Genomic DNA, 13852 nt, shown 5'->3' with positions numbered 1-13852 from the left:
TCGCGACCCGCCACGGCTGCGACGATGCGGGCGTGACACCCCCTGCTCCGACCCCCTCCGAGGAGCCCGGCCCCGGGCCCGCCGCCGACGACCGGCCGACCCCGCTGGGGTGGCCCGCCCGTGCCGAGGACGCCGTCGACGCGGTGCTCGGCAGGGCGCTGCGCGGGCGCGGCTGGACCGAGCGGGTGCTGCCCGCGCCGGGCTACGGCCTGGAGGGCGCGTGGGTACGGGTGTTCGCCCGAGTGCTGCTCGCGCCCCCGCCGGAGGAGGGCGACCGCGAGCCCGCCCGCTCCGCCGAGGAGCCCGCGCCCCGGGGCTGGCGCCGCTTCACCGTGCAGTCCGTCTCCGACACCGAGGTCACGGTGGACGTCGGCGGGCGCACCGTGCTGCTGCGCACGAACCGCGAGGGCTACGTGGACGCGCGCCTCGACGTGCCGCTGCCGCCCGGGCCCACCGAGGTCTCCTTCTCGGTGCCCGGCCGGCCCCCGGTCTCGGCCACGCTGCACGTGGTCGCCGCCGACGCCCGTCTCGGCCTCGTCTCCGACCTCGACGACACGGTGATCGTCACGGTGCTCCCCCGCCGGCTCCAGGCGCTGCGCAACGCGTTCCTCTCCCGCGAGGACTCCCGCCGGCCCGTGCCGGGGATGTCCCGGCTCTACGAGGAGGTGCTCGGCGAGGAGACCGGCACCGGCGAGGCGTTCTGCGTCTACCTCTCCACCGGCGCCTGGAACGTGGCGCCGGCGATCGAGCGGTTCCTGCGGCGGCACGGCTACCCCGCGGGCCCGATGCTGCTCACCGACTGGGGGCCGACGGCCGGGCGCTGGTTCCGCAGCGGGGTGGCCCACAAGCGCGGCGAGCTGCGACGCCTGCTGAGCGACCTGCCCCACCTCACCTGGCTGCTGGTCGGCGACGACGGCCAGCACGACCCGGAGACCTACGCCGACCTCGCCGTCGAGCACCCCGACCGGGTCGCGGGCGTGCTGCTGCGCGACCTGCCGGCCACGGAGGCCGCGACCCGCTCCCTCCCGGGCCACGTGCACGCCCGGCGTCGGGCGACGGCCGCGGCGCGGGCGGTCGGCGTCCCCGTCGTCCACGGCGCGGACGGGGACGTGCTGCGGCGCCGGCTGCCCGAGCTGCCGCGGCTGCGGCGCCTGCGGGGCGGGCGGGCCTAGCCGCTCCTCGGCACCGGCGCACCGGGGAGCGCTGGTTCCGGCGCTGGTCTCGCGCTAGTTCCAGGACCGGCGCCAGCCGGAGGTGCGCCCGACGCCGGCGAGCTCGCCCAGCGTGGCGGTGAGGTGGTGCAGGTGCCGCACGACGGGGTCGTCGTCGCGGTCGGCGTGCGGGCCGGCGAACAGCACCAGCCCGCCGCGGCTCAGCGGCTCCTCGGCCTGCGGCGCCCGCTGCCCCACGCCGGCAGCCGTGAGGGCGCGCAGGCCCTGCGCGATCGCCTCGGCGGCGGCCGCGGTGGCGGAGGGGTGGGCCGGGGGCCGCGCCTGGAGGCTGAGGGCCAGCGCCCGGCACTGGCTGGTGGCGGCGGCGTACAGACCGAGGCGGCGGCGGGTGCCGCGGCTGCTGGCGCCGATCGGCAGGGTGCGCACCAGGGGCCGGGCCACGAGCGCCACCCGGCGCGCCTTGTCGTCGACCGCGCGGGCCAGCGCGTCGAGGTCGACCCGCCCCCCGCCGTCCGCGCCGGAGCCCCCACCGGCGCCCGTGCTCGTGCCCGACGACGGCCGCTCCCGTCGGCGCGGGCGCTCCGGCTCGAGGGCGCGCGTGTAGGTGGCGACGCCGTCGAGCAGGGTGGCCATGGCCTCGTACAGCTCGTCGCGGGCGGCACGCACCGTGTCGCGGGTGGAGAGGGGCGCGATGACGAGCGCGACGACGGCGCCGGTCAGCGCCCCCACGAGGGTCTCGCCCAGGCGCAGCGCGAGCAGGTCGTCGCTGAAGGAGCCGAGCACCGTGTAGAGCTCGCCGAGCACGAGGGTGATGAAGAACGCGGTAGCGGCCTGAGAGACCTTCACGAAGTACATCGCCAGGAAGATGCTCACCAGGATCACGGTGAGCACCAGCGGCGTGCTGCCGGCGGTGGCGTGGGCGAGCACGATGGCGACGGCGATGCCGAGCAGCGTGCCGACGACGCGGCCCAGGCCCTTGACGAAGGTCTCGGTGCGGCTGCCGGTGCCGGTGACCGTGATGAACGTGGCGACGACGGCCCAGTAGTACCGCGTCGGCGAGAGCAGGGAGCCCAGCAGCAGCGCCAGCACCCCGGCCAGCACCATCTGCACCGCCTGCCGGGTGGTCATGGAGACCCGGGTCAGCGGGTTGAGCCGGCTGCCCCGCACCTGCACGTCGCGGGCGACGGCAGGGCTGCCGGGCAGGCCGCCGAAGACGAGGCTGGTGGCGGCCTCGAACTCGACCTCGCCGGGGTCGACCTCGGGCGGCTCGTCGGCCGCGTGGTCGAAGCGCAGCAGCTCGCGCAGGCCGTGGGCCAGGTGCCGGGCCTGCCAGCCGCCGGTCAGGCCGGGCGACCCGTCGATCTCGGCGGCGCGGCGCACCAGCCGGTCCGCGGCCACCTCGGCCGCCCGGTCCCGGCGGGCGGCGAGGTGGTCCAGCGCGCGGCGGGCCTCGTCGACCAGCGCGACGTCGACCCGCAGCCGCTCCTGCCCGCGCACGCCCTCGGCCCGCAGCCGGGCCAGCTCCTCGGCGGCGGACGCGCAGCGCTCGGCGGCCTGCTGGGCTTCCAGCGTGCGCCGGCGCAGCGCGGCGGCCGACCAGCCCTCGGGCACGGCCCGCGGCTCCTGCGACCACGCCTCCACGAGCAGGGCGGACTCCCCCAGTGCCGCGACCCGGGCGCCGAGGGCTCGTTCGGCGCGGGTCGCTCGGCCGGGGCTGTCGGGCGGCACCTCGAGCAGGTCCGCGGCCTCGCGGGCCACGGCGCGTCCGCCCGCGAAGAAGGCGCCGAGCGTCGCGTGCAGCACCCGCCGCGGGTCGGCGTGCAGCAGCGTCGAGGTCACCGTGGCCACCCACGCGGCGCTGACGACGGCGGCCAGCAGCAGCGCCGGCAGCTGGGGCGGGGAGACCTGGAGGAAGGTGCCCGCGAAGAAGCCCATCCAGCCGAGGAAGCCGTAGAAGAACCAGGGTCCGCCGAAGCGGCGCACCCACACGGCGAGGAACAGGACGACGGCGAAGCCGAGGCCCTGGGTGAGCCGGTCGCCCAGCACGCTGGCCAGGCCGACGCCGAGGCCGGCCGCGACCGGGAACCACGCCGCCGTCCGCCAGGCGTACCCGCGGCTGCTCCCGAACAGGGCGTTGGAGCCGAGCATCGCGGTGATCGCGCCCAGCATGACCGTGGCCAGGCCGGTGGCCGCGTCGTGGCCGAGCAGGCCGGAGACGCCCATCTGGAGCGGGATCGACCCACCCACGCAGACGGCGGCCGAGAGCCCCTGCCGCAGCCGGCCCGCGCCCGGGTCGCTCACCCGGGCGCGGTCGCGGGCCTCCAGCAGGAAGCGCCGCACCGCGTCCGGCAGCGCCTCGGCGAGACGGCGGGACAGGGTGGGCACGGGTCGATCCAACCACCGTCGATCACCCCACCGGGGCGGGCGGGGCTCAGGCGCCGAGGCTCTCCTGCGCCTCGAGGCCCCGGTCGTCGTCGACGCACGTCCGCTCGAGCTCGTGGACGAGGCGGACCCGGTCGGCGCGGAAGCGGTCGAAGACCGTCTGCACCGGCTGGTCCTCGGCGTCGTAGTAGGTGATGTCGCGGTTGATCAGCGCCGTGCCGGGCTGCACCCTCAGCAGCCGGGCGGTGCGGTCGTCGGCCACGTCCGCACCGATGCTCACGATGCCCCGGCCCACGGTGACGTGGAAGAAGCCGGAGAGCACGTCGACCATCCGCACCGGCTCGGTCACCCACACGGCGGGGTCGATCGAGTAGGAGGTGCGGAAGTAGGCGGTGCGCATGCCGAGGAGGTCGCCGTCGGCCGACCAGGTGTTCTCGACCATGCGGACCACCTCGTCGTCGGTCTGGAGCCGCTCGCGCAGCAGCGGCGACGTCGCGACCCGACCCTGCTCGGTGATCTGGAGCTCGATCTCGCCGGCGTCGTCCTGGAAGTCGGTGAGCGCCAGCTCGGTCCAGCCGCGGTTGAGCCAGGTGCCGACCCGCGGACGGCGCTCGACCATGCCGGAGGCGGCGAGCTGGCCGAGGGCGGAGCGCACGGCGGCGCGCGAGGAGCCGAAGACGCGCATCAGGTCCTCCTCCGCGAGCGGGCGGTCGGGCGAGATGACGCCGTCGCGGATCGAGGCGTTGAGCAGGTCGAGCACGCGGCGGGCGGAGGGCTGGCGACCGCGGGCGGAGCCGCCGGTGGCACGAGGGTGTCCGGGCACGGGGGGAGGTTCCTCTCAGGGCGGAGACGAGGGACACACCGGCACGGCGACACTGACGTGGACGGGCACGAAAAGTATGTGACAGCGAGGACAACGCCGCAGCCCCGAATCGGCGTGATCCGTGAGGCACCCCCCCTGACCTGCACGGATGCGTCGATCTTGATGGCGGGTAGATGCGCAAAGGCCGTTTAACCGCTGCGGTACCCGCGGCGAAATCTGGGCTGCGCACAGTTGCGTCTCGGTCGCCGCTCCAGCGTCGGGACGGCCGCCGCACCGCTCCCCGCTCCATCCCCCGCTCGCTCCCCACCACTCACCAGGAGGACGCCGTGAGCACCACCGACCACGTCGTGGAGGCCGCCCCGGCGGACCCCGACGCCGGGGCCACCGACGCCGGCACCGACGCCGGCACCGACGCCGAGAGCACCGCACCCCGGCGGCGCTCGGCGCCGTCGCTGCGCTGGCTCGTCCGGCCCGTGGCCACCGCCGTGGGCAACATGCTGGCGTTCGTCGTCATCTCCTTCCTGCTCGTGCAGCTGATCCCCGGCGACCCGGTGGTCACCGCCACCGGCGGCCGCCTCCAGGGCGACGCGCTGGAGGCCGCCCGCGCCTCCTACGGGCTCGACGGCTCGGTGTGGGACCAGTTCCTCACCTACCTGGGCCAGCTCGCCCACCTCGACCTCGGCGAGTCCATCGCCAGCGGCCGGCCGGTGATCGAGGACTTCGCCACCCGCATCCCCGCCACGCTCGAGCTCATCACCACCGGCCTCTTCTTCGCCTGCATCGTCACCGTGCTGCTCTCCCACTTCGTGGTGACCCACCCGGGCAACCCCGTCAGCCGCGTGCTGAGCGCCTACGCCCGCTCCGCCGGCGCGCTGCCCGAGTACGTGCTCGGCATCGCCTTCCTCTTCGTCTTCTACGCGGTGCTCGGCTGGGCCCCCGCGCCCTCGGGCCGGCTGGACCCGCTGCTCATCGCCCCCGACGACGTCACCGGCTTCCCGGTGCTGGACGCCCTGATCGCCGGCGACACCGCCGCCGCCTCGTCCTACGTCTCCCACCTGGTGCTGCCGGTGATCGTCATGGTGGTCGCCCACACGCCGATCCTGATGAAGTCGCTGGTGCTCGGCCTCCAGGGCGCGATCGACGACCCCTCGACGCGGTTCCGCATCGCCGCCGGCGCACCCCGCCGCGTCGTCCTGCTCAGCATCTACCGCCGGGCGCTGCCCCAGGCCGTGGCGATGCTCGGCATGATGTTCGGCCTCTTCCTGGGCGGCGCCGTCGTCCTCGAGGCGCTCTTCGGCCTCGGCGGCCTCGGCCAGTACGCCGTGGACGCGGTGAACAACTCCGACATCTTCGCGCTGCGCTCGTTCCTGCTGGTCGCCGCCGCCCTGTGCCTGGCGATCTACCTGGTCGTCGAGATCGTCATCGCCCTGCTCGACCCGCGCCGCCGCACCGGAAAGGCCGCCTGAGATGACCGCCACCGCACCCACGCCCGACAGCGCCGCCACCGCCCCCGAGGCCGCCCTCGGCACCGGCTCCCCCGCCGGCGCCCGCAAGGCGCCCCGCGCCTCGGCCACGAAGCCCCGCCACCGGCGGGTGGGCTTCTGGCTGCGGCTGCTGCCCTTCGCGATCCTGGTCGTGCTCGCCGTGCTCGGCCCGTGGCTCGCGCCGATGGACCCCGAGCGGGTCGTCGGCCCCAGCTCCAGCGCCCCCGACGGGGAGTTCTGGTTCGGCACCGACGCCAACGGCATGGACGTGCTCTCCCGCGTGCTGGCCGCGTTCCGGCTCGACGTCACCATCGCCATCGCGGTCACCGCCCTGACCACCGTCCTGGCGATCGCTATCGGCCTCGTGGCCGGCATGTACGACTCCCACCGGGGGCCGCTCGGCTGGGCGGCCCGCCTGCTCGGCCGGCTCATCGACCTGGTGCAGGCGATCCCGGTGATGATCGCCGGGCTGGTCGTGGTCTCGTTCTTCGGCCGCAACTCGCTGGTGATCTCGCTGGCCCTGGCCGTCGTCCTGGTGCCGTTCTCGGCCCGCCTCATGCGCACCGAGGTCGGCGTGGTCAAGCACGCCGGCTACCTCGACGCCGGGCGTCTCTCCGGCGAGTCCGAGCTGCGCATCCTGGTGCGCCGGGTGCTGCCGAACTCGCTGCTGCCGGTCATCGAGAACACCTCGGCGATCTTCGGCATGGCGATCATCTTCTGCGCCGCCCTCGGCTTCCTCGGCGTCGGCGTGCCGGTGCCCACCGCCGAGTGGGGCTCGATGCTCGCCACCGGCGCCCCCGACGCCGCCGTCGGCCGCTGGTGGGGCGTCCTCTTCCCCTCGCTCGCCCTCGGCTACGCCGTCTGGTCGGCCTCCACGCTCATCTCCGCCTTCGACCGCGACAAGGGCTGACGCCCCGGCCGCCTCTCTCCGCCCCGTCTCACCACCCAGCTCCCGGCTCCCACCAGGGACGTCGGCCGGGCCGGTGCGCCCTGCGCTCGGGCGCACCACCCACCAGCACCACCCACCAGCACCACCACCCGCACCACCGGCAACGGCGCCGTCCTCTCTCTCGGAAACCGCCCACACGCACCCTCCGCGTGCCACGGAAACGAACGGAGCTCCCCTGCTCATGAAGAACCGCACCAGGACTCGCCTCGGAGTCCTCCTCGCCGCCGGGTCGCTCCTGGCCCTGGCCGCCTGCTCCGGCGGCAGCTCGGGGTCGGACAGCGCCGCCTCCGACTCCGACACCCTCGTCATCGCGACGGCGTCGCAGCCCGCCGGTTTTGCCTACGAGATCTCCCCGACCGGCTACGAGACCGCCGAGTTCTTCGAGAACACCGGCGCCACCCTCATCCGCAACCCGTACGTGGACAACGAGGACGGCACCGCCCAGCAGCAGGACTACTACAACTTCGAGCCGATGCTCGCGGAGAGCTACGACGTCAGCAAGGACGGGCTCACCTACACGTTCCACCTCGACCCCGACGCGGTCAGCGTGAACGGCAACACCCTCACCTCGGAGGACGTCGTCTTCACGATGCAGCGCCGGTTCAAGACCGACACCAGCATCAACGCCTTCATCTCCGCGCCGATGTTCACCGACCCCGACACCCAGGTGAAGGCCATCGACGACGAGACCGTCGCGTTCACCGTGGAGAAGAAGTCCTACGGCTTCACGCTGCTCTCGCTGCTGGCGAACATCCCCTACACGATCTACGACAGCACCGAGCTGAAGAAGCACGTCACCGACGACGACCCGTACGCCGTCGAGTGGTCCAACACCCACCCCAACTTCGGCTTCGGCGCCTACAGCGTCGCCGACTACACCCCCGGTGAGCAGATCGTCTACGAGGCCAACGAGGACTTCGTCCTGGGCGCCCCGAGCGTGAAGCGCATCGTGCAGCGGGTCGTCTCCGACGCCGGCCAGCGCGCCAACCTGCTCGCCTCCGGCGACGTCGACATCGCCACCCAGCTGCGCCCGGCCGACCAGGTCGACCTCGCCGACAGCGACGAGGCCAACATCTACACGGTCGACTCCAACGCGTTCGTGTACATGCCGCTGACCACCACCATGGAGCCCTTCGACGACGTCACCGTGCGTCAGGCGCTCACCCACGCGATCCCCTACGACGACATCATCAACGACGTCTACCGCGGTCGCGCCTCGGAGCTCTCCGGCATCCTCGGCTCCAGCGCCCCGGGCTACTCCGACGAGGGCCTCTCGCCCTACACCTACGACCCCGAGCTCGCGAAGTCGATGCTCGAGGACGCCGGCTACACCGACCCGGTCGAGTTCACGCTGACGGTCAACAACTCCTACCCCGACCTGGAGGAGGTCGCGACCCAGATCCAGACCGCGGCCGCCGACGCCGGCTTCGACGTCACCATCGACGAGGTCAACTACGCCACCTTCCAGGAGGGCCTGTCGGCCAAGACCTTCCAGGCCTCCATGGGTCGCGACTACGCGATCGTCCAGTCCCCGCCGTACGTCCTCGGCCTCTTCTACACCGCCGGCTCGCCGATCAACTGGCCGAACTGGGAGGACCAGGACTTCTACGACGCCCTCGACGCCGGCAACAACGGCGGCGACCCGCTCTCCGACGCGTCCGGCGAGTACTGGAACGAGGCCGAGCAGATCATGCGCGACCAGGTGCCGACCATCTGGATGAACTACGTCCAGCCGCTCAACGCCTTCGCCACGGACGTCGACGGCTACGCGTTCCGCTCCGACAACGTCATCGACTACTCGAACCTGTCGGTCGGCTGACGCACGCCGCCTGATCCAGGCGTCTGATCACAGCCCGCGGGGCCGGTCCACCACCGGCCCCGCGGGCCCCACCCCCGGCGGGAGGACACCCATGCCGAGCACCACCACCTCGCACCCCGCGCAGGGCACCCAGCCCGTGCTGTCGGTGCGCAACCTCGACGTCCGCTACGGCGACGTCGCCGCCGTCACCGGCGCCGACCTCGACATCCACCCCGGCCAGCGCGTCGCCATCGTCGGCGAGTCCGGCTCCGGCAAGACCAGCCTGGGCAACGCCGTCGCCGGCTTCCAGCCCGCCGCCGCCACGATCACCGCCGACCGGCTCGAGCTCCAGGGCACCGCCCTGGACCGCTCGTCCGCGCAGCCCATCCCCACCCGGACGCCGGGGCTGTCGATGATCTTCCAGGACGCCATGCGCTCCCTGGACCCCGTCTGGACGGTCGGCAGCCAGCTGCTCGCCGTCCTCAAGCCCGGGCGCAGCCGCAAGGAGGCCCACCGGGCCGCCCTCGGCTGGCTCGACGAGGTCGGCATCACCGACCCCGAGCGCGTCATGGACGTCTACCCCCACCAGCTCTCCGGCGGCATGCGCCAGCGCGTGATGATGGCGATCGCGCTGGCCTCCAAGCCGTCCCTGCTGATCGCCGACGAGCCGACCTCCGCCCTCGACGCCAGCCTGGCGGTGACCGCGATGCGGCTCATCGTCTCCATGGCCGAGCGGGAGGACGCCGCCGTCCTCGTGATCACCCACGACATCGAGCTGTGCCGGCACTTCGCCGACGTCGTCGTCGTGATGTACCACGGCGAGATCGTCGAGACGATCGCCGCGAGCGACCTCGACCGGGCCCAGCACCCCTACACCCGCGGGCTCGTCGCCTGCGTGCCCACGCTCGCCTCGGCGAAGCTGGAGGAGCTGCCCACCCTGGCCTCGGTCATGGGCACCGAGGGGGACGCGGCATGAGCGGCGTGCACCTCGCGGTCGAGGGCGCGGTCAAGCGCTACGGACGCGCCACCGCCCTGGCCGGCGTCGACCTCACCGTCCACCCCGGCGACCGGCTCGGGCTGGTCGGCGAGTCCGGCTCCGGCAAGTCCACCCTCGGCCGGCTCCTGCTCGGCCTGGAGCACCCGGAGGAGGGCAGCGTCCTCGTCGACGGCCGCGAGCTGCGCTCCGTGCTCTCCACCCGCTCCGGCCGGCTCGGCTACCGCCGCCGCGTGCAGCTCGTCGCGCAGGACACCAGCTCCACGTTCGACCCGCGGCACTCGGTGGGCGACTCGATCATGGTGCCGGCCCGCCTGCTCGGTGGGCACGACACCGCCGGCGCCCGCGCCGCGATGGAGCAGGTCGCGACCGAGCTCGAGATCCCCCTCGCGCTCCTCGACCGCCGCCCGGACCAGCTCTCCGGCGGCCAGCGCCAGCGCATGGCGATCGCCCGGGCGCTCGTCGTGCGGCCCGAGCTGGTCGTGGCCGACGAGGTCGTCTCCGCGCTCGACGTCTCCGTGCAGGGCACGGTGCTGAACCTGCTCAAGCGGTACTGCCGCGAGCACGGCGCCGGCCTCGTCTTCATCTCCCACGGCCTGCCCGCCACGGCGTTCATCACCGAGCGGCTCGTCGTGCTCTACCACGGCGTGGTCGCCGAGACCGGCCCCACGGACCAGGTGCTCGAGCACCCCCAGGACCCCTACACCCGCAGCCTCGTCGCCGCCTACGCGTTCTCCGACGCCGACGCGGTCTGAGTCCTTCCCGCTCATCCCCTCACGGCGGCACCCGCCGCCCACCAGCCACTCCCCTGAGCTTCACCCCACGAAAGGAAACGCAGCATCATGTTCCACCTCGGATGGTTCCTCGGCAACGGCTTCGGCATCCAGGCCTGGTCGCAGACCAACGGCGACGGCCCCTGGACCGGCACCAACATCACCGACTGGACGAAGCCCGACCTCTACCAGGACCTCGCCCGGGGCCTGGACCGCGCCGGCTTCGACTACATCCTCATCGAGGACACCGCGATGGTGGAGGACTCCTACCAGGGCTCCGCCGACACCTCCCTGCGCCGCGGCTTCATGGCGCCGAAGAACGACCCGATGCCGCTGGTGCCGCTGATGACCGCGGCGTCCAAGAACATCGGCATCATCCCGACGTTCTCGACCATCCAGTACCCGCCGTACCTGGCCGCCCGCCTCGGCGTCACGCTCGACCACCTCACCGAGGGTCGGGTCGGCATGAACGTCGTGACCTCGGTGACCGACCGCGTGGCCCAGAACTACGGCTACGAGGAGCACCTCGCCCACGACGAGCGCTACGAGATGGCGATGGAGTGGGTGGACGTCGTCCAGCAGCTCCAGGGCTCCTGGCTGCCCGGTGCCGTCGTGGCCGACGCCGACGGCGGCGTGTACGCCGACCACACCAAGGTCAAGCCGATCGACCACGTGGGCAAGTTCTTCCGCAGCCGCGGCCCGCTGAACACGATCCCCGGCCCGCAGGGCAAGGTGCCGATCTGCTCGGCCGGCTCCTCCGAGGCCGGCCGCACCCTGGCCGCCATGTACGACGACACGATGATCGCCCTGGCCAAGACGCCGGAGTCCGCCAAGGCCCTGCGTGAGGACATGCGGGCCCGCGTCGCCGCCAACGGCCGCAACCCCGACGACTTCAAGATCTTCTTCATCGTCTCCCCCACCATCGAGGACACCGACGAGCACGCCCTCGAGGCGGCGGCGAAGTACAAGGCGTACATGGCCTCCGACAAGGGCGTCGAGTACAACCTGTGGAACATGTCCTACACCTCCGGCGGCCGCATCGACTTCGGCGCGATCGACCCGGACACCAAGGTCGAGGACATCGACCTCTCGAAGCAGAACGGTGAGTACACCTCCATCGAGAAGCTCTTCGAGAACCAGGAGGGCCGCACCCTGCGCGAGGTCGTCGCCGACTCGTTCCAGATCAACGACCTCGGCTTCGTCGGCTCCCCCGACACCGTGGCCGCCAAGATGGGCGAGTTCATGGACGGCGTCGGTGGCGACGGCTTCCTCATGTACCTGCCGACCACCCGCCACAACATCGCGAAGGTGGCCGACGGCCTCGGCCCGGCCCTGCGCCGCCGCGGCCTGATCCGCGAGGAGTACACCGGCGGCTCCCTGCGGGACAACCTGCTGCAGTTCTGACGGCTCGCCCGTCACCGGCGCGGGGGGGGGCCCCCCCCCGGGGGGGGGGCCGCCCCCCCGGGGGGGGGGCGCCCCCGCCCCCCCCCCCCCGGGGCCCCCCCCCCCCCCCCCCCCGCGTCCGCCGTTCCTCCGCCTCTCCCCCTCCCGTTGCTCCCTCCCCCTCTCCCTTCCTGGAAGGCGCCCTCGTGGACCACACCCGGCTCGGCTCGACCGGCCTCCGCATCCCCCGCCTCGCCCTCGGCTGCATGAGCGTCGGCGACTCCTCCCGCGGCGGGCACCCGTGGGTGCTCGACGAGGACGCGGCGGCGCCGCTGTTCACCCAGGCGCTCGAGCTCGGCATGACGTTCTGGGACACCGCCAACAGCTACAACCTCGGCTCCTCGGAGGAGATCGTCGGCCGCGCGGTGCGCCGGTACACGCGGCGCGAGGACGTCGTCCTGGCGACCAAGCTGTGCCTGCCCGTGGGCGACGGCCCGGGCGGGTCCGGCCTGTCGCGGCGGGCCGTGATGGAGCAGGTGGACGCCTCGCTCACCCGGCTCGGCACCGACTACGTCGACCTCTACCAGATCCACCGCTTCGACCCCCTGACCCCGGTCGAGGAGACGATGGAGGCCCTCCACGACGTCGTGAAGGCCGGCAAGGTCCGCTACCTCGGCGCCTCCTCCATGTGGACCTGGCAGCTGGCCAAGCTCCAGACCGCCGCCCTGCTCGGCGGCTGGACCCCGTTCGTGACCATGCAGGACCAGTACTCCCTGCTCATGCGCGAGGAGGAACGGGAGATGTTCGGCTACCTCGCCGACACCGGCATGGGCTCGCTCCCCTGGTCGCCCCTGGCCCGCGGACGCGTCACCCGGCCCTGGGGCCAGCAGACCGCCCGCTCCTCCTCGGACCTGTTCGAGGGCGTCGTCGACCCGGCCTCCGACGAGGGCACCGTCAACGCCGTCGAGAAGGTGGCCGCCGAGCGGGGCGTGCCGATGGCGCAGGTCGCGCTCGCGTGGGTGCTGCGCAACCCCGTCGTGGACGCACCGATCGTGGGGGCCACCAAGCCCCACCACCTCACCGACGCGGTCGCCGCCCTCGACATCGACCTCTCCGACGACGAGGTCGCCCTGCTCGAGGCCTCCTACACCCCCCGCCTCCCCACCGGCTTCTGACGCCCGCCCCCGTCGTCGAGGCGCGAGGAGCCCCGGCGACCACCGGTCGTCGAGGTGCGAGGAGCGCCAGCGACGAGCCACGAGACGCCCGCACCCGACCATGGCGAGCGCCACCACCACGTGCACGGGTCTCGTGGCTCGGCCGTGGACGGCCTCTCACCTCGACCACCGAACGCCCCCCCCGGTCGTCGAGGTGCGAGGAGCCCCGACGACCACCGGTCGTCGAGGTGCGAGGAGCCCCGGCGACGAGCCACGAGACGCCCGCACCCGACCATGGCGAGCGCCACCACCACGTGCACGGGTCTCGTGGCTCGGCCGTGGACGGCCTCTCACCTCGACCACCGAACGCCCCCCCCCGGTCGTCGAGGTGCGAGGAGCCCCAGCGACGAGCCACGAGACGCCCGCACCGATCACCGCCCCGCTCCGCCGCGCCTGCGGGCAAGACCGGGCAGCAGGTCCGTGCGGCCGGCGATCAGTGCCTCACGCTTGGCTCGGCCCCACCCCTGCAGCCGCTTCTCGAAGGCGAATGCCTCGTCCACGCGGGCGAACTCCGCTGCCCAGGCGAGCTGGACAGGACGACGGCCACGCCTGCGGGTGTACGCACTGGCGAGACCCTGGTCGTGCTCCCAGAGACGACGGTCGAGGTCGATGGTGCTGCCGACGTAGTAGGAGCCGTCGGCGCAGCGGAGGATGTAGGTCCAGGCCATGGGCGGAGCCTTGCCCGTCCTCGACCCCGCACACGCCAGCAGCCGGTGCCTGTGGAGAACGGTGGAGGCCGGCGGTCAGGTGCGGGGGTCTCGTGGCTCGGCCGTGGACGGCCTCGCACCACGACCCCCGAACGCCCCCCCCGGTCGGGGGGGGGGGGGGGGGGGCGGGCGCCGCGCCCGCCCCCCCCCCCCCCCCCCCCCGGCCCCCCCCC

11 protein-coding genes are annotated in these 13852 nt (G+C 73.6%); 8 read left to right on the top strand and 3 right to left on the bottom strand.

Annotated features, from left to right (window positions below):
* The first annotated feature begins 32 nt into the window (after positions 1 to 32).
* Entirely contained in the window at positions 33 to 1172 is a 1140-nt protein-coding gene (locus M8316_RS21005; RefSeq protein ID WP_250053080.1) for an App1 family protein phosphatidate phosphatase, read from the top strand.
* A gap of 54 nt (positions 1173 to 1226) precedes the next feature.
* Here M8316_RS21005 and M8316_RS06585 read toward each other — a convergent pair whose 3' ends face one another.
* Entirely contained in the window at positions 1227 to 3557 is a 2331-nt protein-coding gene (locus M8316_RS06585) for an FUSC family protein (protein ID WP_250053079.1), read from the bottom strand.
* A 46-nt stretch (positions 3558 to 3603) separates the two neighbouring features.
* On the bottom strand, positions 3604 to 4377 hold the full coding sequence (locus M8316_RS06580; RefSeq protein ID WP_250053078.1) for a GntR family transcriptional regulator: 774 nt from the start codon (positions 4375 to 4377) through the stop codon (positions 3604 to 3606).
* 326 nt (positions 4378 to 4703) lie between these two features.
* On the opposite strand from M8316_RS06580, the gene M8316_RS06575 reads away from it, so the two are divergent.
* From M8316_RS06575 to M8316_RS06545, 7 genes are all read left to right on the top strand, one after another.
* Positions 4704 to 5843, top strand: a complete 1140-nt coding sequence (locus tag M8316_RS06575; RefSeq protein ID WP_250053077.1) for an ABC transporter permease — start codon at positions 4704 to 4706, stop codon at positions 5841 to 5843.
* A 1-nt stretch (position 5844) separates the two neighbouring features.
* On the top strand, positions 5845 to 6771 hold the full coding sequence (locus M8316_RS06570) for an ABC transporter permease (RefSeq protein ID WP_250053075.1): 927 nt from the start codon (positions 5845 to 5847) through the stop codon (positions 6769 to 6771).
* A gap of 220 nt (positions 6772 to 6991) precedes the next feature.
* The gene (locus tag M8316_RS06565) at positions 6992 to 8629 is read left to right on the top strand and encodes an ABC transporter substrate-binding protein (protein WP_250053074.1); all 1638 of its coding nucleotides are present in this window, start codon (positions 6992 to 6994) and stop codon (positions 8627 to 8629) included.
* Positions 8630 to 8720: 91 nt separating this feature from the next.
* Positions 8721 to 9584 carry an ABC transporter ATP-binding protein gene (locus tag M8316_RS06560; protein ID WP_250053073.1) on the top strand — a complete coding sequence of 288 codons (864 nt, stop codon included), beginning with the start codon at positions 8721 to 8723 and terminating at the stop codon, positions 9582 to 9584.
* Positions 9581 to 10357, top strand: a complete 777-nt coding sequence (locus tag M8316_RS06555) for an ABC transporter ATP-binding protein (RefSeq protein WP_250053072.1) — start codon at positions 9581 to 9583, stop codon at positions 10355 to 10357. Before M8316_RS06560 ends, M8316_RS06555 begins: the two co-directional genes overlap by 4 nt.
* A gap of 87 nt (positions 10358 to 10444) precedes the next feature.
* Positions 10445 to 11779 (top strand): NtaA/DmoA family FMN-dependent monooxygenase, encoded by a 1335-nt coding sequence (locus M8316_RS06550; protein WP_250053071.1) that lies wholly within the window; start codon positions 10445 to 10447, stop codon positions 11777 to 11779.
* A gap of 185 nt (positions 11780 to 11964) precedes the next feature.
* Complete coding sequence (locus M8316_RS06545) at positions 11965 to 12933, top strand: aldo/keto reductase (protein WP_250053070.1); 969 nt, start codon at positions 11965 to 11967, stop codon at positions 12931 to 12933.
* A gap of 410 nt (positions 12934 to 13343) precedes the next feature.
* Here the strand turns inward: M8316_RS06545 and M8316_RS06540 are convergent, their stop codons facing one another.
* Positions 13344 to 13640 (bottom strand): GIY-YIG nuclease family protein, encoded by a 297-nt coding sequence (locus tag M8316_RS06540; protein ID WP_250053068.1) that lies wholly within the window; start codon positions 13638 to 13640, stop codon positions 13344 to 13346.
* Positions 13641 to 13852: the final 212 nt, after the last annotated feature.

Origin of the sequence: Nocardioides bruguierae, assembly GCF_023554635.1 — a bacterium.
In the GTDB taxonomy this organism is placed as follows: Bacteria; Actinomycetota; Actinomycetes; order Propionibacteriales; family Nocardioidaceae; genus Nocardioides; species Nocardioides bruguierae.
Note: the sequence above shows the minus strand (reverse complement) of the source record. Positions and strands in the feature narration are given on the sequence as shown.